The organism is Kitasatospora sp. NPDC042419 (genome assembly GCF_056437345.1).
The window spans coordinates 118,221-141,796 of record NZ_JBWKAW010000001.1; the positions used below are offsets into that span (position 1 = coordinate 118,221).

Annotated in this window: 23 protein-coding genes; 13 read left to right on the plus strand and 10 right to left on the minus strand. The window is 73.2% G+C overall.

Annotation, left to right across the window (positions count from 1 at the left end; all coding sequences use genetic code 11):
* Position 1: 1 nt before the first annotated feature.
* A complete protein-coding gene (locus AC067J_RS00545) occupies positions 2-1,516 on the minus strand; it encodes a DNA-3-methyladenine glycosylase 2 family protein (protein ID WP_478295746.1) in 1,515 nt (504 codons plus the stop codon).
* A gap of 203 nt (positions 1,517-1,719) precedes the next feature.
* Between AC067J_RS00545 and AC067J_RS00550 the strand changes: the two genes are divergently transcribed.
* Positions 1,720-2,175, plus strand: a complete 456-nt coding sequence (locus tag AC067J_RS00550) for an ASCH domain-containing protein (protein WP_478295747.1) — start codon at positions 1,720-1,722, stop codon at positions 2,173-2,175.
* A 96-nt stretch (positions 2,176-2,271) separates the two neighbouring features.
* On the opposite strand, the gene rsgA is transcribed toward AC067J_RS00550, so the two are convergent.
* Both rsgA and AC067J_RS00560 read right to left on the minus strand, forming a co-directional pair.
* On the minus strand, positions 2,272-3,438 hold the full coding sequence (gene rsgA / locus AC067J_RS00555; RefSeq protein ID WP_478295748.1) for a ribosome small subunit-dependent GTPase A: 1,167 nt from the start codon (positions 3,436-3,438) through the stop codon (positions 2,272-2,274).
* Positions 3,439-3,725: 287 nt separating this feature from the next.
* The gene (locus tag AC067J_RS00560) at positions 3,726-5,021 is read right to left on the minus strand and encodes a YihY/virulence factor BrkB family protein (RefSeq protein ID WP_478295749.1); all 1,296 of its coding nucleotides are present in this window, start codon (positions 5,019-5,021) and stop codon (positions 3,726-3,728) included.
* 311 nt (positions 5,022-5,332) lie between these two features.
* On the opposite strand from AC067J_RS00560, the gene AC067J_RS00565 reads away from it, so the two are divergent.
* From AC067J_RS00565 to AC067J_RS00615, 11 genes are all read left to right on the plus strand, one after another.
* Entirely contained in the window at positions 5,333-5,416 is an 84-nt protein-coding gene (locus tag AC067J_RS00565) for a putative leader peptide (RefSeq protein WP_310593185.1), read from the plus strand.
* A 199-nt stretch (positions 5,417-5,615) separates the two neighbouring features.
* Positions 5,616-7,340, plus strand: coding sequence for a nitrite/sulfite reductase (locus tag AC067J_RS00570; protein WP_478295750.1), 1,725 nt, complete (start codon positions 5,616-5,618; stop codon positions 7,338-7,340).
* Positions 7,337-7,549 carry a hypothetical protein gene (locus AC067J_RS00575; RefSeq protein ID WP_478295751.1) on the plus strand — a complete coding sequence of 71 codons (213 nt, stop codon included), beginning with the start codon at positions 7,337-7,339 and terminating at the stop codon, positions 7,547-7,549. Before AC067J_RS00570 ends, AC067J_RS00575 begins: the two co-directional genes overlap by 4 nt.
* The gene (locus AC067J_RS00580; protein ID WP_478295752.1) at positions 7,530-8,234 is read left to right on the plus strand and encodes a phosphoadenylyl-sulfate reductase; all 705 of its coding nucleotides are present in this window, start codon (positions 7,530-7,532) and stop codon (positions 8,232-8,234) included. Before AC067J_RS00575 ends, AC067J_RS00580 begins: the two co-directional genes overlap by 20 nt.
* A 91-nt stretch (positions 8,235-8,325) precedes the next feature.
* Entirely contained in the window at positions 8,326-8,925 is a 600-nt protein-coding gene (gene cysC / locus AC067J_RS00585) for an adenylyl-sulfate kinase (protein ID WP_478295753.1), read from the plus strand.
* Entirely contained in the window at positions 8,922-9,860 is a 939-nt protein-coding gene (gene cysD / locus AC067J_RS00590) for a sulfate adenylyltransferase subunit CysD (RefSeq protein ID WP_478295754.1), read from the plus strand. Before cysC ends, cysD begins: the two co-directional genes overlap by 4 nt.
* A complete protein-coding gene (locus AC067J_RS00595; protein ID WP_478295755.1) occupies positions 9,860-11,221 on the plus strand; it encodes a sulfate adenylyltransferase subunit 1 in 1,362 nt (453 codons plus the stop codon). Before cysD ends, AC067J_RS00595 begins: the two co-directional genes overlap by 1 nt.
* A gap of 270 nt (positions 11,222-11,491) precedes the next feature.
* Positions 11,492-12,670, plus strand: a complete 1,179-nt coding sequence (locus AC067J_RS00600) for an aliphatic sulfonate ABC transporter substrate-binding protein (protein WP_478295756.1) — start codon at positions 11,492-11,494, stop codon at positions 12,668-12,670.
* A 212-nt stretch (positions 12,671-12,882) separates the two neighbouring features.
* The gene (locus tag AC067J_RS00605) at positions 12,883-13,686 is read left to right on the plus strand and encodes an ABC transporter ATP-binding protein (RefSeq protein ID WP_478295757.1); all 804 of its coding nucleotides are present in this window, start codon (positions 12,883-12,885) and stop codon (positions 13,684-13,686) included.
* Positions 13,673-14,575, plus strand: a complete 903-nt coding sequence (locus tag AC067J_RS00610; RefSeq protein ID WP_478295758.1) for an ABC transporter permease — start codon at positions 13,673-13,675, stop codon at positions 14,573-14,575. The genes AC067J_RS00605 and AC067J_RS00610 overlap by 14 nt, the downstream gene beginning before the upstream one ends.
* An 11-nt stretch (positions 14,576-14,586) precedes the next feature.
* A complete protein-coding gene (locus tag AC067J_RS00615; RefSeq protein ID WP_478295759.1) occupies positions 14,587-15,375 on the plus strand; it encodes a sirohydrochlorin chelatase in 789 nt (262 codons plus the stop codon).
* Between the two features lie 32 nt (positions 15,376-15,407).
* On the opposite strand, the gene AC067J_RS00620 is transcribed toward AC067J_RS00615, so the two are convergent.
* The 3 genes from AC067J_RS00620 to AC067J_RS00630 all read right to left on the minus strand — a co-directional run bounded on the left by AC067J_RS00620 (position 15,408) and on the right by AC067J_RS00630 (position 16,719).
* Entirely contained in the window at positions 15,408-15,614 is a 207-nt protein-coding gene (locus AC067J_RS00620) for a PIN domain-containing protein (protein ID WP_478295760.1), read from the minus strand.
* Between the two features lie 111 nt (positions 15,615-15,725).
* Positions 15,726-16,046: a DMT family transporter gene (locus AC067J_RS00625; protein WP_478295761.1), complete on the minus strand. Its 321-nt coding sequence runs from the start codon at positions 16,044-16,046 to the stop codon at positions 15,726-15,728.
* Positions 16,047-16,050: 4 nt separating this feature from the next.
* Positions 16,051-16,719 (minus strand): FMN-dependent NADH-azoreductase, encoded by a 669-nt coding sequence (locus tag AC067J_RS00630; protein ID WP_478295763.1) that lies wholly within the window; start codon positions 16,717-16,719, stop codon positions 16,051-16,053.
* Between the two features lie 126 nt (positions 16,720-16,845).
* Here AC067J_RS00630 and AC067J_RS00635 point away from each other — a divergent pair, with 126 nt between their 5' ends.
* Positions 16,846-17,472, plus strand: coding sequence for a TetR/AcrR family transcriptional regulator (locus tag AC067J_RS00635; RefSeq protein ID WP_478295764.1), 627 nt, complete (start codon positions 16,846-16,848; stop codon positions 17,470-17,472).
* A gap of 98 nt (positions 17,473-17,570) precedes the next feature.
* Here AC067J_RS00635 and AC067J_RS00640 read toward each other — a convergent pair whose 3' ends face one another.
* From AC067J_RS00640 to AC067J_RS00655, 4 genes are all read right to left on the minus strand, one after another.
* Positions 17,571-18,296, minus strand: a complete 726-nt coding sequence (locus AC067J_RS00640; protein WP_478295765.1) for a ricin-type beta-trefoil lectin domain protein — start codon at positions 18,294-18,296, stop codon at positions 17,571-17,573.
* A gap of 412 nt (positions 18,297-18,708) precedes the next feature.
* On the minus strand, positions 18,709-20,418 hold the full coding sequence (locus AC067J_RS00645; protein WP_478295766.1) for a DEAD/DEAH box helicase: 1,710 nt from the start codon (positions 20,416-20,418) through the stop codon (positions 18,709-18,711).
* 159 nt (positions 20,419-20,577) lie between these two features.
* Positions 20,578-20,781 carry a cold-shock protein gene (locus AC067J_RS00650; RefSeq protein WP_327676217.1) on the minus strand — a complete coding sequence of 68 codons (204 nt, stop codon included), beginning with the start codon at positions 20,779-20,781 and terminating at the stop codon, positions 20,578-20,580.
* Between the two features lie 360 nt (positions 20,782-21,141).
* A complete protein-coding gene (locus AC067J_RS00655) occupies positions 21,142-23,325 on the minus strand; it encodes an MMPL family transporter (protein ID WP_478295768.1) in 2,184 nt (727 codons plus the stop codon).
* Positions 23,326-23,576 lie beyond the last annotated feature (251 nt).

The following is a 23,576-nucleotide window of genomic DNA, read 5'->3' on the forward strand; positions in this document are numbered from 1 at the left end:
GTCAGGTGTTCTCCGTTCCGGTGCTGAGGTCGTCGGCGGGGCCCGCCCAGAGGCGGTGCAGGGCGTAGGAGCGCCAGGGGGCCCAGGCCTCGGCCGTACTGGCTGCGGACTTCGGGTCGCCGGCGGCGCCGAGCCGGAGCAGTCCGTGCTTGACGCCGATGTCGGTCGGCAGGAAGACGTCGGGGTCGGCGAGGGCCCGCATCCGCAGGTAGCCCACGGTCCACGGGCCGATGCCGGGCAGCGCGAGCAGCTGCGCCGCCGCCTCCTCCCGGTCGACGCCGCCGTCGAGCCGGACGACGCCCTCGGCCAGCGCGGCACAGAGGCCGGTGAGCGCCCGGCGGCGGGCGGCCGGCATCGCGAAGTCCTCGGGGTCCGCGACCGCGAGGGCGGCGGCGGTCGGGAAGAGCAGCCGCAGTCCGCCGCTGGGCTCGGGCAGCGCGGTGCCGTACTTCTCGGCGAGCCGGCCGGCCAGGGTCCGGGCGGCGGCGACGGTGACCTGCTGGCCGAGGACGGCCCGGACGGCCAGCTCGTGCCCGTCGACGTGGCCGGGCGAGCGCAGCCCCGGCCGGGCCCGGACCAGCGGACCGAGCAGCGGGTCGGCGCCGAGCTGGTCGTCGACCGCGAGCGGGTCGGCGTCCAGGTCGAACAGGATCCGCATCCGCTGGACGGCGGTCGGCAGGTCGCGCAGGTCGGCGAGGAGCAGCCGGCAGTCCAGCCAGCCGCGGGTGCGCGGCTCGCCGGGGGCGAGGCCGTCCACCTCGGCGATGCCGTGGCCGTACGGGAGCGCCAGGGTGCGGCGGTAGGTGCGGACGCCGGGCCGCGCGCCGGGCACGACCTCCTCCACGCCGGGGACGGCGCGCAGGGCGAGGAAGTCGATCAGGTGGTCGCTGTCGAGGGCGCCCCGGTAGGCGAGCCGCAGCGCGAGGCCTCCGGCCGGGGTGGCGGTCCGCCGGCCGGCCGTGACCTCGGCGCGCAGCCCGCTGGGGGTGCGGTCGTACACCTCGCGCACGGTGTCGTTGAACTGCCGCACGGAGGCGAACCCGGAGGCGAAGGCGATCTCGGTGACCGGCAGCTCGGTGGTCTGGAGCAGCAGCCGTGCGGTCTGGGCGCGGCGGGCCCGGGCCAGTGCGATCGGACCGGCGCCGAGTTCGGCGGTCAGCTGGCGCTGGAGCTGGCGGGAGCTGTAGCCGAGGCGCTGGGCCAGGCCGGCGACGCCCTCGCGGTCCACGATGCCGTCGCCGATCAGCCGCATCGCCCGGCCGACCAGGTCGGCGCGGTGGTTCCACTCCGGCGAGCCGGGGACGGAGTCGGGGCGGCAGCGGCGGCAGGCCCGGAAGCCCGCGCTCTGGGCGGCGGCGGCGCTCGGGTAGAAGGTGCAGTTGACGCGCTTGGGGGTCACGGCGGGGCAGCTCGGCCGGCAGTAGATGCCGGTCGAGGTGACAGCCGTGAAGAAGACGCCGTCGAAGCGGGCGTCCCGGCTGTCCACGGCCCGGTACCGGATGTCGTCGTCGATCACGTTGTCCAGTCTGCGGCACCGGACGGGTCCGGACTGGCGGAAATCGGACGCGACCGTCCGGACGCCGCGGGGCGGACGGAGGAGGCGGTGCCGGTACTGCCGCGGTGCCGGTACTGCTGCGGGCCGGGCGGAAAACCGCGCGCCACCGGCCGGTGGAACGGCTACGCTGCCGCACGATCCCGCCCACGTCCCGAGGAGCCCGAATGCCCGAGCAGCCCTACACCGGCCCGGACGACCCGCGTATCGCCGGCCTGCGGGTGGAGGAGTTCGCCTTCCCCGGCCCGCTCCGGGACAAGCTGGTCGCCGCGGTGCTCTCCGGTGCCAAGACCAGCACCACCGGGCTGCTCACCGAGTACGAGCGCGAGGGCGAGCCGCTGCCCCGGGCCGGTGCCCGGGGTGCGGTGGTCGACTCGGCCGGACAGGTCGTCGCGGTGACCGAGACGACGGACGTCCGGGTCGTCCCGCTCGGCGAGGTCGGTCTGCGGCACGCCCTGGACGAGGGCGAGGGGTACGCGACGGTCGCCGAGTGGCGGGCCGCGCACGAGGGGTTCTGGCACGGTGCCGAGCTGCGCGCCGCGCTCGGGGACCCGGGCTTCACGGTGGACGACGCGACCCCGGTCGTGCTGGAACGGTTCCGCCTGGTGGCCGACCTCCGCTGAGCCCGCGGCCGGGCGCCCGGGCGCGGGCGGCGGCGGGCGGCTGACCGCCACCGCCCGCACGACCCGCCGCCCGCCCGCCCGGCGCGGAGCCTGAGGTCAGCGCTTCACGGGGCCTCCCGCCGCACGCATCGACTTGGTGATGGTCTTCCACTTCTTCAGCCGCGCCGAGGCGAGCCGGGCGTCCGAACGGGAGGCGATCCACTCGCTCTCCCGCTGGAGCTTGCGGTAGCTCTCCAGCCGGCGCTCCGGCAGGCCGCCGGTCTCCAGCGCGGCGAGCACCGCGCAGCCGGGCTCACCCTGGTGGTTGCAGTCGTGGAAGCGGCACTCCTCGGCGAGCTCCTCGACGTCGGCGAAGGCCAGGGCCACGCCCTCGCCGCCGTAGAGGCCGACCTCGCGGAGGCCGGGCGTGTCGATCAGCACCCCGCCGCCGGGCAGCGGGACCAGCTCGCGCGTGGTGGTGGTGTGCCGGCCCTTCTGGTCGACGGCGCGGGCCTGCTGGACGGCCATCACGTCGGCCCCGGCGAGCACGTTGGTCAGGGTCGACTTGCCGACACCGGACTGTCCGATCACGGCGGTGGTGCCGGGCGTGCAGGCGCGCAGCACGTCCACCCCCTCGCCGGTCTCGGCGCTGACCACCAGCACGGTGACGCCGGGCGCCGCGGCCTCGACGTCGGCGCGGATGAAGTCGGCGTCGTCGACCAGGTCGGCCTTGGTGAGCGCGACCAGCGGCTCGGCGCCGGACTCCCAGGCGAGGGCGAGGAAGCGCTCGATCCGGCCCAGGTCGGGCTCGGCGGCGAGCGAGGCGGCGATCACCACGGTGTCGACGTTGGCGGCCAGCACCTGGCCGTCGGACCGCTTGCCCGCCACCTTGCGGATGATCGCGGTGGAGCGCGGCAGCAGCGCCGCGACGGAGGCCATCGGCTGCGCCGCGAGGTCGACGGCGGCCCAGTCCCCGGTGCAGGGGCAGTTGATCATGTCGGCGTCGCCGACCTGCCGGGTGTCGGCCCGGACGGTGCGCAGCTCGCCGGTCTCCGGGTCGGTCAGGACGGCGTCGCACCGGCCGCGGTCGACCCGGACGATCCGGGCGGGCGTCAGCCCGGCCTCGGCGAGCGGCGCGAAGAGCTCGTCGAGCTCGGCCGTCCAGCCGTACCCGGCCAGCGGGGACGCCGCGTCGGAGGACGCGGAGGTCAGGAAGGAAGAAGTGGAGGAAGACGCGGAGGAAGCGGTGGAGAAGGAAGAGGAGACGGAGGCGGCGTTGAACAACGCAGTGGGCCCTTCGGGAGGAAAGTGATCCCGCCGGGCTGCGGCTGCACGCGCGAAGGGCTGCGTCAGCCGGCGGCCGGCAGGGAGAGGTGGATGCGGGCGCTGCCCAGGGCAGCCGTCGTGACAGTCGTGGCCACGGGACTCACCTCCTGCTTTCTCTCCTCGGACCGGCAACGGCACGGTCCGAACCGGACAACTCACACCGTAGCCAAGCCGCTCCCGCCTGCCAACCGGTTTTTCACCTGCGGACCGGCCGGGGCCGGCCCCGGCGCGGGGACGGCCCCGCCTCAGCGCCGGTCCCACGGCGGGCGGGGCGGGTGGCCGGGGACCGGGTACTCCGGCGGCGGGGCGACCGGCCGGTCGCTGTCCGGCGGGGGCGGGGCGGGGCGGTGGTGCGGGCCGCCGCCGCGCGCGGTGATCCGGCCCCGGACGTTGTCGGCCGCCAGCACGTCGGCCCACCGCTCGGGGTACTCCGAGGGGACGTCGCCGTCCTCACCCTCGTCCTCCCAGTGCTCCTCCTCGCCGCCCTCGGCGAGGCCCAGCTCGCGCGCCCGGCGGGCCCGCTCGACGGCGCGGCGGGCGGCCACCTCGCGGACCACGGCCGCCGCGGCCTCCTCGTGGGCGCGCTCGTTCTCGGCGCGGGCGTCGGCGGTCTCCAGGGTGGGCCAGCGGCGGTCTATGGCGGCGTTCATGGCGGCGCCGATGAGCACCGCGAGCGCCACCACGAAGATCCAGAGCAGCACCGCGACCGGCGCGGCCAGCGAGCCGTACACCGAGTGGCCCTCGATGGAGCTGACCAGGTAGAGCCGGAGCGCGACGCTGCAGAAGACCAGCACCACCAGCGCGACCAGCGCGCCGGGGATGTCCTCGCGCCAGGGCGTGGAGACCGGCACGGCGAGGTGGTACAGGGTGGTCAGCGAGACGATCAGCAGCAGGATGGCGAACGGCCAGTAGGCGGCGTTGACCAGCCCGGCGATCTCCGGGACGGCGTTCATCACCAGGCCGGGCCCGGCCATCAGCAGCGGCAGCACCAGCGAGCCGATCGTCAGCGCGCCGAGGTAGAGGCCGAGCGACATCAGGCGGGTCTTGACGATGCCCCGCTTGCCGTCGAGCCCGTACATCACGGTGATGGTGTCGATGAAGATGTAGAGCGCCCGGGATCCGGACCAGAGCGAGAGCAGGAAGCCGATCGAGATCAGGTCGGGCCTGGTCTGGTCGAAGACCTGGCCCAGCAGCGGCTGCACGACCGTGGTGATCGAGGAGTCGGAGAGGACCGTCCCGGCGGCCTTGATGATGTCGGCCTTGAGGTTGTCGATGGTGCCGGCGCCGAGGAAGTCGTCGAGGTAGCCGAGGGTGCCGGCGAGGCAGAGCAGCAGCGGTGGGATGGAGAGGAGGGTGAAGAACGCCGCCTCCGCCGCGAGTCCGGTGACCCGGTACTCGACGCAGGTGTTGGTGGTGTCCTTGACCAGGGCCCAGGCGGTGGTCCGCCAAGTGACCTGCCTGGCCGCCCGCCGGGATCCCTTGCCCCGACGACGGGAGGGCCGCTCGGGGTTCGGTCTGGTCGTTTCGCCTGCTGCTTGCACAGGGCTAACGGTATCGGGCCGTGACCGGTCCGCTGATCTGCCATGGCACGGGGCGACGGTTCGGGCGGTCGTCCGGGTCTCCGCCCGGCCCGGCGGCCACCCGGCTGCCGCGCGGCGGACACCGGCCGGCCACCCGTCGGCGGTCCGCCGACCACATGCCGACCACATGCCGACCATCCGTCGGCGATCCTCCGCGGGGCCCGGAACCGGGGAGCGGCGGGAACGCTCCGACATCTCGGTATTCGAAACCTTCAGGTCCAGAATACGGACGTTAGTGGACCGCGAGTCGTGCTCCGTGCGAATCTCTTGCCATGCCGAGCGCCGGAACCACCCTAGTAGGTCGACTTCACGTCGATCTCCTTCGCGTGTCCAGCGCCATCTGTCCGGTGACCTGAGCCCCACCCCGCCGCCACCCACCGCACCCGGCGCCATCACTTCGCCATCCCCGCCGAAGCGGATGCGCAGGCGCCCGCCCGGTCACCGGTCACTGCTTCGCAGGCCTTGAGAAACCCGCAGGTCACAGCAGCACCGAACCGCCGCGCACGCCCCGCGATCCATCCGGCGTCAGAGCCACCTGCCCCGAAGGACTTCACCATGGCCACCACTCCCGAGACTGCCGAGCCCACGGCCGACGCCGCCCCCGCGCGACGCCCCGCCGCGCCTCGCAAGGTGACCCGTCACCGCGGTGAGGGCCAGTGGGGCATGGGCCACTTCACTCCTCTGAACGCCAACGAGCAGTTCAAGAAGGACGACGACGGTCTCAATGTGCGGACACGTATTGAGACGATCTACGCGCACCGGGGCTTCGACTCGATCGACCCGGCCGACCTCCGCGGCCGGATGCGCTGGTGGGGCCTCTACACCCAGCGCAAGGAGGGCATCGACGGCGGCAAGACCGCGATCCTGGACCCGCACGAGCTCGACGCCGAGTACTTCATGCTCCGCGTCCGCATCGACGGCGGCCGGCTGACCGTCGCCCAGCTCCGCGCCATCGCCGAGGTCTCGCAGGAGTACGGCCGCAACACCGCCGACCTGACCGACCGGCAGAACGTCCAGTACCACTGGATCCGGATCGAGGACGTCCCCTCCATCTGGCAGAAGCTGGAGGCCGTCGGCCTCTCCACCACCGAGGCCTGCGGCGACACCCCGCGCGTCATCCTCGGCTCCCCGGTGGCCGGCATCGCCGAGGACGAGATCATCGACGGCACCCCCGCCATCGACGAGATCCAGCGCCGGTTCATCGGCAACAAGGACTTCTCCAACCTGCCGCGCAAGTTCAAGTCCGCCGTCTCCGGCTCGCCGCTGCTGGACGTCGCGCACGAGATCAACGACATCGCCTTCGTCGGCGTCGTCCACCCCGAGCACGGCCCCGGCTTCGACCTCTGGGTCGGCGGCGGCCTCTCCACCAACCCCAAGCTCGGCGTCCGGCTCGGCGCGTGGGTCCCGCTGGACGAGGTCGCCGACGTCTACGGCGGCGTCATCGGCATCTTCCGCGACTACGGCTACCGCCGGCTGCGCAACCGCGCCCGGCTGAAGTTCCTGGTCGCTGACTGGGGCGTGGAGAAGTTCCGCCGGGTGCTGGAGGACGAGTACCTCAAGTACCAGCTGGTCGACGGCCCCGCGCCGGAGGAGCCCAGCGGCCGCTGGCGCGACCACGTCGGCGTGCACCGGCAGAAGGACGGCCGCTACTACGTCGGCTTCGCGCCGCGCGTCGGCCGGGTCGACGGCAAGCTGCTCGGCGAGATCGCCGACCTCGCCGAGGCCCACGGCAGCGACCGGCTGCGCACCACCGCCGAGCAGAAGATGATCGTCCTCGACATCACCGAGGACCGGGTCGAGTCGCTGGTGGCCGGCCTGGAGGCGCTGGACCTGCGGGTCACCCCCTCCCCGTTCCGCCGCGGCACCATGGCCTGCACCGGCATCGAGTACTGCAAGCTCGCCATCGTCGAGACCAAGGAGCGCGGCCGCACGCTCATCGACGAGCTGGAGAAGCGCCTCCCCGACTTCGAGGAGCCGCTGACCATCAACATCAACGGCTGCCCGAACGCCTGCGCCCGCATCCAGGTCGCCGACATCGGCCTCAAGGGCCAGCTGGTGACGGACGAGCAGGGCAACCAGGTCGAGGGCTACCAGGTCCACCTGGGCGGCGCGCTCGGGCTGGAGGCCGGTTTCGGCCGCAAGGTCCGCGGCCTCAAGGTCACCAAGGAGGGCCTGCCCGACTACGTCGAGCGCGTCCTGACCAGGTACCGGGCCGACCGCGCCGAGGGCGAGCGGTTCGCGCAGTGGGCCGCCCGGGCCGGCGAGGAGCAGCTCTCGTGAGCGAGCGCGCGGCACCGTTCTTCTGCCCGTACTGCGGCGACGAGGACCTGCGGCCCTCCGAGGCCGGGCACGGCGCCTGGGAGTGCCACGGCTGCCGCCGGGCGTTCCAGTTGAAGTTCCTCGGTCTGCTCTCCCCCGCCAACGGGGGCCGGGCCGACGCGGGTCGGACCAGTGGGGGGAGCACGCCGCATGACCACCGCGACCACTGACGACCACCGGGAGCGGGCCGAGAGGGCCGGCCGGGAGCTGGAGGAGGCCACCCCGCAGGAGATCCTGCGCTGGGCGGCCGACACCTTCGGCAAGCGGTTCTGCGTCACGTCCTCCATGGAGGACGCGGTCGTCGCCCACCTCGCCTCCTCGGTCCTCCCCGGCGTGGACGTGGTCTTCCTGGACACCGGCTACCACTTCCCGGAGACCATCGGGACCCGGGACGCGGTGCAGGCGGTGATGCCGGTCAACGTCATCACGCTCACCCCGAAGCTGACCGTGGCCGAGCAGGACGCCGAGTACGGGCCGCGGCTGCACGACCGCGACCCGGACCTGTGCTGCTCGCTGCGGAAGGTCGAGCCGCTCAACCGCGGCCTCGGCGGCTACGACGCCTGGGCCACCGGGCTGCGCCGCGACGAGTCGCCGACCCGGGCCGGCACCCCGGTGGTCTCCTGGGACGCCAAGCGCCGCAAGGTCAAGATCGCCCCGATCGCCCGCTGGACGCAGGACGACGTGGACGCCTACGTGAACGCCAACGGCGTGCTGCTCAACCCGCTGCTGTGGGAGGGCTACACGTCGATCGGCTGTTCGCCGCTCTCCTGCACCCGCAAGCCGGGCGAGGGCGAGGACGCCCGCGCCGGCCGCTGGTCCGGCTCCGGCAAGACCGAGTGCGGCATTCACCTCTGAGCCGTCTAGGGGCTTCCCTGGGGGCTTCCCCAACGCCGCCCCGCAGCACATGATCGACCGTCGACACCCCATCCCGTCTGGAGAAGTCACCGTGAGCACAGTCCACACCCCGGCCGCCGACGGAGCCGCAGAGGCGGCCCGTGCGGCCGCCACCTGCGAGCGCGGCGCCACGGTGTGGCTGACCGGGCTGCCGAGCGCGGGCAAGACCACGCTCGCCTTCGCCCTGGCCGAGCGGCTGCGCGCCGAGGGCCACCGGGTCGAGGTCCTGGACGGCGACGAGATCCGCGAGTTCCTCTCCAAGGGCCTCGGGTTCAGCCGCGAGGACCGGCACACCAACGTCACCCGGATCGGCTTCGTCGCCGAGAAGCTCGCCGCCAACGGCGTCAAGGTGCTCGCCCCGGTGATCGCGCCGTTCGCCGACTCCCGCGCCGCGGTCCGCGAGCGGCACGCCGCGAACGGCACCGCGTTCCTGGAGATCCACGTCGCCACCCCGGTCGAGCTCTGCGCCGAGCGCGACGTCAAGGGGCTGTACGCCAAGCAGGCCGCCGGCGAGATCTCGGGCCTGACAGGGGTTGACGACCCGTACGAGGCCCCGGAACATCCGGAGCTGCGCCTGCAGACGCAGGGCCGCGCGGTGGCGGAGTCCGCTGCCGAGCTGCACGCCTTCCTGACCGAGAGGGGCCTCGCATGACCACCGCGACCGACAGCCCGCTCCGCACCGACGACTCCCCCTTCGCGCTGTCCCACCTGGACGCGCTGGAGGCCGAGTCGGTGCACATCTTCCGCGAGGTCGCGGGGGAGTTCGAACGCCCGGTGATCCTCTTCTCGGGCGGCAAGGACTCCATCGTCATGCTGCACCTGGCGCTCAAGGCCTTCTGGCCGGCCGCCGTCCCGTTCTCACTGCTGCACGTCGACACCGGCCACAACTTCCCCGAGGTCATCGCCTACCGGGACCGCGTGGTGGCCGAGCACAACCTGCGCCTGCACGTCGCCCACGTCCAGGACTTCATCGACGACGGCCGGCTGCGCGAGCGCCCCGACGGCACCCGCAACCCGCTGCAGACCGTCCCGCTGCTGGACGCCATCGAGACCGGCCGCTTCGACGCCGTCTTCGGCGGCGGCCGCCGCGACGAGGAGAAGGCCCGCGCCAAGGAGCGCGTCTTCTCGCTGCGCGACGAGTTCGGCGCCTGGGACCCGCGCCGCCAGCGCCCCGAGCTGTGGTCGCTCTACAACGGCCGGCACGCGGTCGGCGAGCACGTCCGCGTCTTCCCCCTCTCCAACTGGACCGAGCTGGACGTCTGGCAGTACATCGAGCGCGAGTCCATCGAGCTCCCGGAGATCTACTACGCCCACGAGCGCGACGTCTTCGCCCGCAGCGGCATGTGGCTGACCGCCGGCGAGTGGGGCGGCCCCAAGGAGAACGAGCCGGTCGAGCGGCGGCTGATCCGCTACCGGACGGTCGGTGACATGTCCTGCACCGGCGCCGTCGACTCCGACGCCACCGACATCCAGGCCGTCATCGCCGAGATCGCCGCCAGCCGCCTCACCGAGCGCGGCGCCACCCGCGCCGACGACAAGCTCTCCGAGGCCGCGATGGAAGACCGCAAGCGCGAGGGATACTTCTAATGAGCACCACCCAGACCGGCACGACCCGGACCGGCACCGCCACCTCGCTGCTGCGCTTCGCCACCGCCGGCTCCGTCGACGACGGCAAGTCCACCCTGGTGGGCCGTCTGCTGCACGACTCCAAGTCGGTGCTGGCCGACCAGCTGGAGGCCGTCGAGCACGCCTCCCGCAGCCGCGGCCAGGAGGCGCCCGACCTGGCGCTGCTCACCGACGGCCTGCGCGCCGAGCGCGAGCAGGGCATCACCATCGACGTCGCGTACCGCTACTTCGCCACCCCCCGGCGGCGGTTCATCCTCGCCGACACCCCGGGGCACGTGCAGTACACCCGGAACATGGTGACCGGCGCCTCCACCGCGGAGCTCGCCGTCGTCCTGGTCGACGCCCGCAACGGCGTGGTCGAGCAGACCCGCCGGCACGCCGCCGTCGCCGCGCTGCTGCGCGTGCCGCACGTCGTGCTGGCCGTCAACAAGATGGACCTGGTCGACTACGCGGAGCCCGTGTTCGCCGCCATCGCCGAGGAGTTCACCGCGTACGCCGCCTCGCTCGGCGTCAAGGACGTGGTGGCCGTCCCGATCTCCGCCCTGGCCGGGGACAACGTCGTCGAGCCGTCCGCGCACATGGACTGGTACGGCGGCCCGACCCTGCTGGAGCACCTGGAGACCGTCCCGGTCGGCAGCGACCCGAGCGTCGAGCCGGCCCGCTTCCCGGTCCAGTACGTGATCCGCCCGCAGACCGAGGAGCACCCCGACTACCGCGGCTACGCGGGGCAGTTGGCCTCCGGCGTGCTGCGGGTGGGCGACCCGGTGGTGGTGCTGCCCTCGGGCCACACCACCACCGTCGCGGGCATCGACGTGCTCGGCCGCGCGTCCGACCTCGCCTGGGCACCCCAGTCGGTGACCGTCCGGCTCGCCGACGACATCGACATCTCGCGCGGCGACCTGATCGCGGCCGGCCCGGCCCCCGTCCCCACCAAGGACATCGAGGCCACCGTCAGCCACCTCAGCGAGCGCCCGCTGCGGGCCGGCGACAAGGTGCTGCTCAAGCACACCACCCGCACGGTACGCGCGCTGGTCAAGGAGATCTCCTACCGGATCGACATCACCGCGCCGATCCGCGACGGAAAGCTCGGACAGGGCTCCGGCGCCGAGGGGCTGAACGTCAACGACATCGGCCACGTGGTGCTCCGCACCGCCGAGCCGCTGGCCCTCGACGGCTACTCGGACAACCGCCGGACCGGCTCGTTCCTGCTGATCGACCCGTCCGACGGCACCACCCTCACCGCCGGCATGGCGGGCGAGGCCTTCGACACCGTACGCACCACCGACGCTCCCGGCACACCGGACGAGGAGGACTGGGTCTGATGCCCAGCGAGGCGTTCTCGGGCATGGACAAGGAAGGCGGCCGCATCGGCAGCGGCGTCCTCGGCAGCGGCCAGGGCGGCCTGACGCGATGTGTGGGCAGACAGGGCTGACCCCAGCCCTGTCACCGGGCCGGCCGCTGTCCCGCCCCACAGCCGGTACAGCGGAGCCGACCCGGCTTGCCCGGCATCCACGATGCCGCAAGCACGACTCCGACCGATGTCCGCCCCGAGGCCGCCTCCTGACGGTCCGTCCGCGAGAAGGACTTCCACCATGGCACCGAACCAGACCCTCCTGCACGGCGACGAGCCGCATACTCCGGCACATCCCGGCGCCGGCCGGATCAGACGCTCCGCCGCGGCCGCCATAGCCGGCCTGACCGCCGTGGCGCTGCTCTCCGCCTGCGGCTACGGCTCGAAGAGCGACGACAACAAGCCCAACACCGCCCCCGCAGCCGGGAATTCCGCCTCCGGCAGCGCCGCGAAGCTCTCCGCCGACACGGTGAAGATCGGCTACTTCGCCAACCTCACCCACGGCACCCCGCTGGTCGGCCTCCAGGAGGGCATCCTCCAGAAGGAGCTGGGCGCCACCCAGGTCAAGACCCAGGTCTTCAACGCGGGCCCGGCCGAGATCGAGGCGCTCAACGCCGGCTCCATCGACATCGGCTGGATCGGCCCCTCCCCCGCGATCAACGGCTTCACCAAGTCCGAGGGCAAGTCGCTGAAGATCATCGGCGGTTCGGCCTCCGGCGGTGTCAAGCTGGTGGTCAACCCGGACAAGATCGCCACCCTGGACGACCTCAAGGGCAAGAAGATCGCCACCCCGCAGCTGGGCAACACCCAGGACGTGGCGCTCCTCAACTACCTGGCCGGCAAGGGCTACAAGGTCGACGCCCAGTCCGGCGCCGGCGACGTCAGCGTGGTCCGCTCGGACAACAAGGTCACCCCGGACGCCTACAAGCAGGGCTCGATCGACGGCGCCTGGGTGCCCGAGCCGACCGCGTCCAAGCTGGTCACCCTCGGCGCGAAGGTCCTGCTCAACGAGAAGGACATCTGGCCGGACAAGAAGTTCGTGATCACCAACATCATCGTCTCGCAGAAGTTCCTGGCCGAGCACGCCGACGTGGTCGAGGCCGTCCTGCGCGGCTCGGTGGCCACCAACGCGTTCATCAAGGCCAACCCGGACAAGGCCAAGGCCATCGCCAACGAGGCCATCAAGAAGGAGGCCGGCAACGCCCTGGAGCCGGCCATCCTCGACCCGGCCTGGGCCGACATCGAGTTCCTGGACGACCCGCTGGCCTCCACCCTGCAGACCGAGGCCGACAACGCGGTGACCGCCGGGCTGCTCAAGAAGCCGAACCTGAACGGGATCTACGACCTCACGCCGCTCAACAAGGTGCTCAAGGAGAAGGGGCAGAGCCCCGTGGCGGACGCCGGACTCGGCACCAAGTAACACCGCCCCGCGGTACCCGTGGGCGCGCCCGCAGCGCGCCCACGGCGCCAAAAGCCCCGCGGTCCGGTCCCCCGCCCGCCCGGTCGATGCCCGCTCGGTGCCCCGAGCTCGGCCCCGGGCGGGGCCCGGACCCCGGCTCCCTCCGACACCATCCCTCCCGTCCGCCGGCGGACAGGAGGGGCCCATGACCACACCACGCAGGAGGTGCCCGGATGACCCCGGCACTGACCACCTCGGACGACGCCGCAGGCGTCGGCACCCGTGACGGCGCGCCCGCCGTCCGGATCTCGCACGTGCACAAGTCCTTCGGCCGTCCCGGCGCGCAGACGCACGTCCTGGACGACATCACCCTCGACGTCGCGCCGGGCGAGTTCGTCACGCTGCTCGGCGCCTCGGGCTGCGGCAAGTCCACCCTGCTCAACCTGGTCGCCGGTCTCGACGCGCCCTCCGCGGGCACCATCGAGGTACCCGGGGGACGACCCGCGCTGATGTTCCAGGAACACGCGCTCTTCCCCTGGCTCACCGCCGGCAAGAACATCGAACTCGCCCTCAAGCTCGCCGGCGTCCCCCGGGCCGAGCGCCGGGCCGAGGCCGAGCGGCTGCTCGAACTCGTCCGCCTCCAGGGCTCCTACGCCAAGCGCGTGCACGAGCTCTCCGGCGGCATGCGCCAGCGCGTCGCGCTGGCCCGCGCGCTCGCCCAGGGCAGCTCCCTGCTGCTCATGGACGAGCCGTTCGCCGCCCTCGACGCCATCACCCGCGACGTGCTGCACGACGAGATCACCCGGATCTGGGCCGAGCGCAAGCTCTCCGTCCTCTTCGTCACCCACAACGTGCGGGAGGCCGTCCGGCTCGCCCAGCGCGTGGTGCTGCTCTCCTCGCGCCCCGGCCGGGTCGCCCGCGAGTGGCGGATCGACCTGCCGCAGCCGCGCCGGATCGAGTCCTCCGGCGTGGCCGACCTGTCCATCGAGATCACCGAAGAACTGCGTGGGGAGATCCGCCGCCATGGCCAGCACTGACACCACGCCCATCCTGGACAAGGCTCCCGGCGCGGACAGCGCCGACGTGGGCGCCGGCCTCGACGCGCTCGACGCCGTCAGCACCCAGCGCAGCTCCCTCACCGACACGCTGCGGCAGAAGGCGCTGCCGCCGCTGCTCGGCGTGCTCCTGGTGCTCGCCCTGTGGCAGGGCGCGTACAGCCTCGAACTCACCAGCTCCTACAAGCTGCCCAGCCCGGCCGACGTCTGGCGCGCCGCCGAGGACCTGTGGTCCGCCGGCACGCTGTTCTCGATCATCTGGACCAGCGTCTGGCGCGGCCTGTCCGGCTTCCTCGTCGCCGTCGCCATCGGCACCCCGATCGGCCTGGTCGTCGCCCGGGTCAAGCCCGTCCGGGCCGCACTCGGACCGGTCCTCTCCGGCCTCCAGTCGCTCCCCTCGGTCGCCTGGGTGCCGGCCGCCGTCATCTGGCTCGGCATCAACGACTCGATGATGTACGCCGTCATCCTGCTCGGCGCCGTGCCCTCCATCGCCAACGGCCTGGTGGCCGGCATCGACCAGGTGCCGCCGCTGTTCCTGCGGGCCGGCCGCACCCTCGGCGCCACCGGCCTCAACGGCGCCCGCCACATCCTGCTCCCCGCCGCGCTCCCCGGCTACCTGGCCGGCCTCAAGCAGGGCTGGGCGTTCTCCTGGCGCTCGCTGATGGCCGCCGAACTCGTCGCCTCCTCCCCCGACCTGGGCCTCGGCCTCGGCCGGTACCTGGAGAACCAGCGCGAGTTCTCCGACATGGCCGGCGTCCTGCTCGGCATCATCCTCATCCTGTTCGTCGGCATCGCCATCGAACTGCTCGTCTTCACCCCGGTCGAGCGCCGGGTCCTGCGCAACCGCGGCCTGCTGGCCGCCGTCAAGTAAGGCCGCACCGCATGTACGAAGGCCGGCTGTCCGCCGCCCCCGCCACCCCGGTGGCGGCGGGCAGCCCCGCCCTGCTGCTGATCGCCCACGGCAGCCGCGACCCCCGGCACGCCGCCACCGTCGCCGACCTGGTCGCCCGCGTCCGCGCGCTGCGCCTCGGCCTCGACGTCGCCACCGCCTACCTCGACCACTGCGCGCCGCGGATCCCGCAGGTGGTCCCCCGGCTCGGCGCCGCCGCGGTGGCCGTCCCGCTGCTCCTCAACCGGGCCTTCCACGCCAAGCACGACATCCCCGCCGCCCTGCGCGCGGCCGGCGCCGGCCTGCCGACAGCCGACGTCCTCGGCCCGTCCCCGCTGCTGCTCGCCGCCCTCGACCGGCGCCTCGCGGAAGCCGACCCCGAGCTCGCCTCCGCCGCCGTCCGGGCCCGCACGGGTGTCGTCCTCGCCGCCGCCGGCTCCTCCGACCCGGCCGCCGACGCCGCCACCCGCGCCGTCGCCGCCGAATGGCGCCGCACCCGCGGCTGGGCCGCCGTCGAGGTCGCCTACGCCTCCGCCGACGGCCCCCGCGTCCCCGACGCGCTCGCCGCGCTGCGCCGCGCCGGCGCCCGGCGGACCGCCGTCGCCCCCTACCTGCTCGCCCCCGGCCGGCTCCCCGACCGCATCGCCGGAGCCGCCGCCGACGCCGGCGCCGACCTCCTCGCCGACGTCCTCGGCGCCGCCCCCGAGGTCGCCCGCCTCCTGCTCACGCGCTACGACGCGGCCCGCACGGAGCTCCGCACCGCCCCGGCCCTGACCGCCTGAGGCAGCGCCACCCGACGGCGCCGGGGCCGACATCAGGAGTGATCGAGGATGCCGTGCTCGCCGAGTTCCGGAGCGTGCCGGGCCACGGTGCGGTAGTCGGCGTCGGCGTGCAGAACGGTGAGCCCGTGATGCGCCGCCGTCGCCGCGATCATGAGGTCGACGGCCGAGGCACCGCGATGCCGACCGCCGAGGGCCATCCGCCGCTGCACGGTGTCGATGTCGATCTGCGTAACGAACATCCGGCGCCTCCGTCGTATCGATGTCGGTTATGTACATTCGACTATGCGCCACCAACATCGCACCCGGACGGGACCTGCCGCGCCGGGCCCCCGTGAACCCGGCGCGACAGGTCAGTCGGCGGTCCCGAGGTGGACGGTGACCAGGCCCGTGGTGATCAGGGCGAGGCCGGCGAGGGCCACCGGGGACGGCGTCTCGTGGCGCAGCACCACTCCGGTCAGGACGGCGCCGACGGTGCCGATGCCGGTGAACACGGCGTACGCGGTGCCGACCGGGAGGTCCTGGAGGGCGCGCGAGAGCAGGTAGACCGCGCCGCACATCAGGACGAGGCAGAGCAGGGTCTGCGGGAGCCGGGTGAACCCTTCGGTGGGCTTGATGGACTGCGCCCAGGCGATCTCCACCGCTCCCGCCAGCAGCAGCCAGATCCACGGCACGGCGTCAGCCCTCCCTCGGGACGCGGTGGCCGACCAGCTCGGCGCCGAGTTCCCGCGCGCGCCGGAGGGCGTCGGCGGCCGACTCCCGGTGCTGCGCGACCCGGCCGGCCAGGGCGGGGTCGACCAGCGAGTTGACCAGTTCGGCGGCGATGACCTCGGCGTCCTCGACGGCGTAGTGGCCGCGGATGAAGTCGAGCAGGTAGCGGCCGTTGTGGTCGTAGGGCTCACGCGGGGTGCCGGGCCCGTAGGCGCCGCCGCGGGCGGCGACGACCACGAACTTGCGGGGCGCGAGGACCATCTTGGGGAAGGTCACCTGGTCGATCCAGGCCTTGAGCGCGGCGGGTATGCCGAAGTTGTACATCGGCGCGCCGATCAGCACCGCGTCCGCCGCGACCAGTTCGTCGAGCAGCGGCCGGACGACCGCCCAGGCCTCCTGCTCCTGCCCGGTGCGGACGGCCTCGGAGTAGCGGTCGATCTCGGTGATGCCCTCGCGCAGCAGGGTGTCGCAGATCCGGGTCCAGCCCTCGCGGATCGGTGGCAGCGGGTCGGCGGCGAGGTCGCGGTGGACGACCTCGCCGCCGCCCGCCAGCCAGGCCCCGGCGAAGGCCCCGCCGAGGCGGCGGGTGAAGGAGTCGGCGCGCGCGCTGCTGTCGAGGTGCAGGAGTCGGGACATGGTGAACCCCCAGGCGGAGACGGGTGTGGCAGGACCGCGGCGATAAGTGGACACGGCGTCCGCTTACCTCGGCACCCACCGTAGAACGAAGTGGACTCGGTGTCCACTTCGTTCTACGGTGAAGCCATGACGGAACTCCCGATGGCCGACGGCCCCCCGCCGCGCGAGCGGGCCGACGCCGCCCGCAACCGGGCCAAGGTCCTCGCCGCCGCCGAGCGGCTCTTCGCGGCGGGCGACCCGGCCGCCGTCACCATGGACGACATCGCCAGGGCGGCCGGCATCGGCCGCGGCACCCTCTACCGCCGCTACCCGGACCGCGCGTCGATCGCCCGCGCCCTCCTCGACGAGCACGAGCGGGCCCTCCAGGAACAGCTGCTGCGCGGCGCCCCGCCGCTCGGCCCGGGCGGCGGGACGGGCGAACCGCGGCCGGCCCCGGCCGACCGGCTGGCCGCCTTCTACCGGGCGATGGTCGACCTCCTGGAAGCGCACATCCACCTGGTGCTCGGCGCGGAGACCGGCCTCGCCCGCTACCGGACCGGCGCCTACGCGTTCTGGCGGCTGCACGTCACCCACCTCGCCCGGCAGGCCGGCCTGCCGGACCCGGAGACCCTCGCCGACCAGCTCCTCGCGCCGCTCGCCCCCGAACTCTTCCGCCACCAGCGCGACGGCGGGCTCACCCCCGACCGGATCGCCGCCGGTCTGACGGCCCTCGCCCACGGCGTCCTCGGCAAGCCCGCCGCACCCACGCCCTAGGGGTTGTCAGACACCCCCCTGGACACGCACGGAGGCGGCGCGGGCGCCTCCGGTCGGAGGTGCCCGCGCCGCCCCGGTACCGACGGGTGCGGTGCGGATCAGGCGGGGACGTGCCAGACCTGGTTCTCGGCGCCGTTGCAGTCCCAGATGCCGAGCTGGTTGCCGTTGGTGGCGACGAAGCCGAGGTTGTCCAGGCAGCGGCCGGACGCCGGGTTGAGGATCGAGCCGTCGGCCCGGACCTGCCACTGCTGGGCGCCGGTGCCGTTGCAGGTGTACAGCTGGACCTTGGTGCCGTTGGCGGTGCCGGCGCCGGTGACGTCCATGCACTTGTTGAACGCCCGGATGGTGCCGTCCACCGCGACCTTCCACTGCTGGGCGTTGGTGCCGTTGCAGTCGTAGATCTGCACCGGGGTGCGGTCGTTGCTGCTGGCGCCCTTCACGTCCACGCACTTGCCCAGGTAGCCGGTGATCGGGCCGACCGGGCCGGCGGGCTGGGGCGGGAGCTTGCCGCCGAAGGCGACCTGCGGGAAGAGGACGGTGTCGTTGACGCTGCAGGAGGCGACCGCGACGCCGTCGCCGACGACCACGCCGCCGATGGCGGGCCGGGAGAACCGCGCGGTGTGGTCGGCGTTCCACCACTCACAGGTGGCGCTGACCCACCAGGTCTGCAGCGGGTCGATGCCGGAACACTGGCCGTAGGCGTTCCAGCCCGCGACGTAGGCGGAACAGCCCCCGGCGGCCTGGGCGGCGGAGGCCGGTGAGGCGAGCGAGGCGGCCGCGCCGAGGAGGGCGGCGCTGGACAGCAGGGCGGCGGTACGACGCATCGGAAGGTCCTTCCGGAGACGGGTGGGCCGGATCGACACTCCTGCCGCAGCAGTGTTCTGACGGTGCGACAGTTGTGCGGGTTGCGTGAAAGCCTCAGCCGGGTCACGGCGGCCGTCAATGGCCGCCGTCCGGTATCCGCCAACCCTCCGTCCACGGAGCGGTACCGGTCCCGGAGTGGACGAACCACCCGGGACCAGCGTCCGGCCCGGCCCCGGGCTGCGGCCGGACCGGACCCGGCCGCCCGGGCGATCCGTCCGGAAAGCGCTCCCCCCGGGGCGGTGCGGGTACCGTCCATCGCCCCGCCCCGCTCCACCCCCACGGGGTGACGACGAACGGCCCGGCTCCCCCGCGGAGGGGAGCCGGGCCGTTCGTGACCGGGCCGTCGTGCCCGGGCCGTTCGCGACGGGTCGGTCAGTCGGCCTGGCGGCGCTGGCGGCCGGTGCCGTAGTTGGAGCCGGACTTGGCGCCGCTGCCGGGCTTCGCGCGGCCGGAGGAGCGGCCGATGAAGCCGGCGGCCTGGCGGGACCCGCCGCCGCCCTGGCCGCCCTGGCCGCCGCCGGCGCCGCCGAGGCGCTGCTTGGGCCGCGGACGGCGCGGGTTGCCGTTCATGTCGACGTCGGCGGGCAGCGCGGAGCGCTTGCCGGGGCGGCGACGCGGGGCGGAGGAGGACTTGCCCTCGGCCGCGGGCGCGGCCGCCGGGACGGGCACGGCCAGGGTGACCGGGACGCCGCTGGGGGTGCGGGCGCCGGTGATCCGGGTCAGCTCGGCGTCACCGGGGCGGATCTTGGTGGTGGTCGGGCGGATGCCGGCCACCGTCATCAGCCGGTTGACCTCGCGGCGCTGGTCGGGCAGCACCAGGGTGACCACGGTGCCGGACTCGCCGGCCCGGGCGGTGCGGCCGCCGCGGTGCAGGTAGTCCTTGTGGTCGATCGGCGGGTCGATGTTGACGACCAGGTCGAGGCCGTCGATGTGGATGCCGCGGGCGGCGACGTTGGTGGCGATCAGCGCGGTGACGTGGCCGTCGCGGAACTGGTCGAGCACCCGGTTGCGCTGCGGCTGGGACTTGCCGCCGTGCAGGGCGGCGGCCTTCACCCCGGTGGCGAGCAGCTGCTTGGCGAGGCGGTCGGCGCCGTGCTTGGTGTGCACGAACATGATCACGCGCCCGTCGCGGGAGGCGATGTGGGCGGCGGCGGACGCCTTGTCGGCCTGCTCCAGCTGGAGCAGGTGGTGGTCCATGGTGGTCACGGCGCCGGCCGAGGGGTCCACCGAGTGGGTGACCGGGTCGGTCAGGAAGCGCTTGACCAGGCGGTCGACGTTGCGGTCCAGGGTGGCGGAGAACAGCATCCGCTGCCCGCCCTCGGCGACCTGCTCCAGCAGCTTGGTGACCTGCGGCAGGAAGCCCATGTCGGCCATCTGGTCGGCCTCGTCGAGCACGGTGATCGCGACGTCGGAGAGGTTGACGTCACCGCGGCCGATCAGGTCGTCCAGCCGGCCGGGGGTGGCGACCAGCACCTCGGCGCCGCGCCGGACGGCGTTGGCCTGCCGGGTGATCGACATGCCGCCGACGACGGTGGCGATCCGCAGGTTGACGGCGGTGGCGTACGGCGTGAGCGCCTCGGTCACCTGCTGGGCCAGCTCGCGGGTCGGCGTCAGGACGAGCGCCAGCGGGTGGCGGGCGTCGGCGCGCTTGCCGGCGGTGCGGGCGAGCACCGGCAGACCGAACGCGAGGGTCTTGCCGGAGCCGGTGCGGCCGCGGCCGAGCACGTCGCGGCCGGCGATCGAGTCGGGCAGCGTGGCCGCCTGGATCGGGAACGGCTCGGTGACGCCCTCACGGGTGAGCGCGCTCAGGATGCCCTTGGGCAGCTCCAGCTCGGCGAAGCTCGCCGCCGGGGGCCGGGCCGGGGTGCCCTCGACGACGGTGAAGTCGGCGGGCTCGGCGACGCGGGGCGCGTTGCGGCGCGGGGTGCGGGGGGCGCTGCCGCCGCGGGGGCCGCCGCCGCGGGCGCCCTCGGTGCGGGGCGCGCCGGTGCGCGGGGCGCCGCCGGTGCGGCTGCTGCCGCCGGCGTTGCGGGGCTTGCGGGTGCGACCGCCGTCGCGGGGCGGCTGGGCAGGGGTGGTCACGGGTTCTCCGTCCGTCGGTCAACAGCCCCGTTCAAAGGGCTGCCCGGCCGTCGGGAAAGGAGTGCGCCGCCCCGGCCGTTCGGCGGCATGGACGAGGGCCCGCACCGTGCGGTACGGGCCCTCGCTACGCGAGATCGCGAGTCAGCTCGGAAGCTGGACTCAGATGACGCGGATGTTCTCGGCCTGCGGGCCCTTCTGGCCCTGGGTCACGTCGAACTCGACCTTCTGACCCTCGACCAGCTCGCGGAAGCCCTGGGCGACGATGTTCGAGTAGTGGGCGAACACGTCCGGGCCGCCGGTCTCCTGCTCGATGAAGCCGAAGCCCTTCTCGCTGTTGAACCACTTCACGGTGCCGGTAGCCATAACCGTCTCCTCTAACTGGGGCATCGGAGCCCACACCTCGTGGACCCCGTGTAGCCGCGATCCCCATCCGGAGACTGAAACACCGGACAAAACAAATGCGCCTGTTGGTTGGGACCAGCAGGCGCACACAAGCGTTCATGGGAACCAAAACTGCAACTGGTTCGACTGTAGCACGGCCGCACCCCGATTGACCGGGGATTTTCTGCCCGACAGATCACGTTTGCAGCCCCCGGGAAAGGGGCAGCCGACCGCGAACGCCGCACGCGGCGCCCGCCTGAGCGGACGCCGCGCGCGTCGTGCGTGGTGCTTCGTGCGTGTGCGCCGTACGTGCTGCGCCGAACGCACCGGGTGACCGTCCGGTCAGCGCCGTCCGGCCGCCTCCGGCAGGCCGTGGGCACCGTGCGGGCCGCCCACCGGGGTGTGGCCGTCGTGGCCGCCCGGGTCGCCGCCGTGGCCGGGCCACCAGGCCGCCCGGCCGACCAGCGCGGTGAGCGCCGGGGTGAAGAACATCGCCATCACGAAGGCGGCCAGGATGATGCCGAAGGCCATCGCGAAGCCGAACTCCAGCATGAAGATGTTGCCCGCGAGCATGAACGTCCCGAACGACGCCGCCAGGATGAAGCCGGCCGCCGCGACGGTCGGACCGCCGTGGCGCAGCGCCTCCCGGGCCGCCTCGCGCGGGGAGCGGCCCTCGCGGGCCTCCTCGCGCAGGCGGGCGATGATCAGGATGTTGTAGTCCGTCCCGATCGCCACCACGAAGAGGTAGATCAGGATCGGCAGCATGAACATGATGCCGTGCTCGCCCTTGAGGTTCTGGAAGAGCAGGGTGGACGAGCCGAGGGTGGCGGTGAAGCCGAGGCCGACCGAGGCCATCAGGTACCACGGCGCGACCACGCTGCGCAGCTGGAGCCCGAGGATCAGCAGGATCAGCAGACCCGCGATCGGGAACACCAGCTTGTAGTCGTGGCTCATCGCCAGGTTGATGTCCTTGTAGACGGCGGTCAGACCGCCGACCTTGGCCTCGGTGCCGCTCGGCGCCTGCGCGTGGGCGACCTCGCGCAGCTCGGTGAGGGTGTCGATCGCCTCGTTGCTGGACGGCTCGTTCTTGAGCAGGACGGTGAAGTCCGCCGTCGTGCCGTCCTCGCTGACCTGGGGCTTCGACGCGGCGCTGGCCACCCCGGGGACCCCGCCGAGCTTGGTGGCGTAGCCGTCGAACACGGCCTGGTCGAGCTTGCCGCCGCCCTTGGCGGTCAGGTAGACGTGGCTCGGGTCGGCGGCGCCGGCCGAGAAGCCGTTGACCAGCTTGTCCTGGACGACCATCGACTCCTTGTCCTTGGGCATGGAGCTGCCCGCGAGGTCGAAGGTGCCGTTGTAGCCGAGGGCGCCTGCCGAGAGGGCCAGCAGCACGCCGCCGGAGGCCACCGCGACCATGGCCGGGCGCTTCTGCACCATGCGGCCGAGGGCGAGGAAACGGGCGTCCTTCGGCTCGTTCATCCACTTCTTGCCGGGCCAGAAGACCGCGCGCGCCGGGATGACGGCGAGCAGGGCCGGGGCCAGGGTGAGCGAGGCGAGCGCGGTGACGACGACGGCGATGGCCAGGGCCGGGCCGAGCGCCTTGAACATGCCGAGGCTGGAGAGGATCAGCACCGCGAAGGCGACGGTGACCGCGCCGGCCGCGGAGGCGATGGCCTCGCCGACCCGGCCGACCGCGTTGGCGACGGCCTCCTTGCGGTCGTCGCCGGCGCGCAGCCGCTCCCGGTAGCGGAACGCCAGGAAGAGGAAGTAGTCGGTGCCGACACCGAGCACGACGACGATCAGGATCGCCGACAGGACCGGTGTGCTCTCCAGGTTGAACGCCTTGGTGGCGTAGGCGATCAGGCCGTTGGCCGCCGGCATGGCGATGATCAGCGAGACCACGATCGGCAGCAGCCCGGCGAGGACGCTGCGGAAGATGATCCCGACGATGATCACGACCAGCACCAGGGTGGCCATCGCGATCACGGCGTCGGCCGCGCCGGAGGACTCCTTCTGGTCCAGCGCCTGGGCGGCGGCGCCGCCGAGCTGGAACTTGATGTTGGTCCCGGAGGCGAGTGCCTTGCCCTCCTCACGGAGCTTCTTGGCGGTCTCGCCGAAATCGTCGGACTGCTGGACGGACTTGTCGATCGCGATCGGGGCCAGCGCGTACTTGCCGTCCTTGGACGTGCCCTGCTCGCCGGCCGGGATGATCTTCTCGACGTGCTCGATCTTCTTGTCGGTGAGCCCCTGGACGATCTTGGCCATGGCGTCCTTGTCGGACGCGTCCATCGGGGCGCCGTCGTTGCGCTCGAAGAGCGCGAGCGCGGACGGCGTGAAGCTGGCCGGGAACGCCTTCTCCTGGAGCACCGCGGCCTGGATGGACTCGTAGTGCTTGGGGAGGAACGCGGCCTCGTCGGTCTGGGCGGTGATCTTCGGGGCCGACGCGGCGATGGCGATCATCGCGACGACCCAGGCCGCGATCACCCACCAGGCGCGACGGACGACGAAATGTCCTAGTCGGTGGAACATGCTCGTAATGCCTCCTGGGCATGGTTCACCGCAGCCCTTGGGGGACGGGACGCCGGGCGACGGATCGAGACCGGCCCGGGGCCGTGCGGGGGCACAGCACCTAGCCGGTCGGCAGGTAAGTAGTCAGAGGGCATCATCCTACGACCGCTTGCTTGCCGACCGGCAAGCAACCCCCGTAACCCTGTAGCCGATTCCCCCTGAGGCCGCCGTACGGCGACCCTGGCCCATTTTCGCGCGCGCACGATGTGTAT

Bases quoted from the DNA above. Each gene is read 5' to 3' on its own strand.
- AC067J_RS00550 (WP_478295747.1), top strand. From the start codon at position 1,720: ATGCCCGAGCAGCCCTACACCGGCCCGGACGACCCGCGTATCGCCGGC.
- AC067J_RS00640 (WP_478295765.1), bottom strand. From the start codon at position 18,296: ATGCGTCGTACCGCCGCCCTGCTGTCCAGCGCCGCCCTCCTCGGCGCG.
- AC067J_RS00610 (WP_478295758.1), top strand. From the start codon at position 13,673: ATGGCCAGCACTGACACCACGCCCATCCTGGACAAGGCTCCCGGCGCG.
- AC067J_RS00605 (WP_478295757.1), top strand. From the start codon at position 12,883: ATGACCCCGGCACTGACCACCTCGGACGACGCCGCAGGCGTCGGCACC.
- AC067J_RS00620 (WP_478295760.1), bottom strand. From the start codon at position 15,614: ATGTTCGTTACGCAGATCGACATCGACACCGTGCAGCGGCGGATGGCC.
- AC067J_RS00600 (WP_478295756.1), top strand. From the start codon at position 11,492: ATGGCACCGAACCAGACCCTCCTGCACGGCGACGAGCCGCATACTCCG.
- AC067J_RS00570 (WP_478295750.1), top strand. From the start codon at position 5,616: ATGGCCACCACTCCCGAGACTGCCGAGCCCACGGCCGACGCCGCCCCC.
- AC067J_RS00650 (WP_327676217.1), bottom strand. From the start codon at position 20,781: ATGGCTACCGGCACCGTGAAGTGGTTCAACAGCGAGAAGGGCTTCGGC.
- AC067J_RS00615 (WP_478295759.1), top strand. From the start codon at position 14,587: ATGTACGAAGGCCGGCTGTCCGCCGCCCCCGCCACCCCGGTGGCGGCG.
- AC067J_RS00595 (WP_478295755.1), top strand. From the start codon at position 9,860: ATGAGCACCACCCAGACCGGCACGACCCGGACCGGCACCGCCACCTCG.
- cysD (WP_478295754.1), top strand. From the start codon at position 8,922: ATGACCACCGCGACCGACAGCCCGCTCCGCACCGACGACTCCCCCTTC.
- AC067J_RS00580 (WP_478295752.1), top strand. From the start codon at position 7,530: ATGACCACCGCGACCACTGACGACCACCGGGAGCGGGCCGAGAGGGCC.
- AC067J_RS00635 (WP_478295764.1), top strand. From the start codon at position 16,846: ATGACGGAACTCCCGATGGCCGACGGCCCCCCGCCGCGCGAGCGGGCC.
- AC067J_RS00655 (WP_478295768.1), bottom strand. From the start codon at position 23,325: ATGTTCCACCGACTAGGACATTTCGTCGTCCGTCGCGCCTGGTGGGTG.
- AC067J_RS00565 (WP_310593185.1), top strand. From the start codon at position 5,333: ATGCCGAGCGCCGGAACCACCCTAGTAGGTCGACTTCACGTCGATCTC.
- AC067J_RS00630 (WP_478295763.1), bottom strand. From the start codon at position 16,719: ATGTCCCGACTCCTGCACCTCGACAGCAGCGCGCGCGCCGACTCCTTC.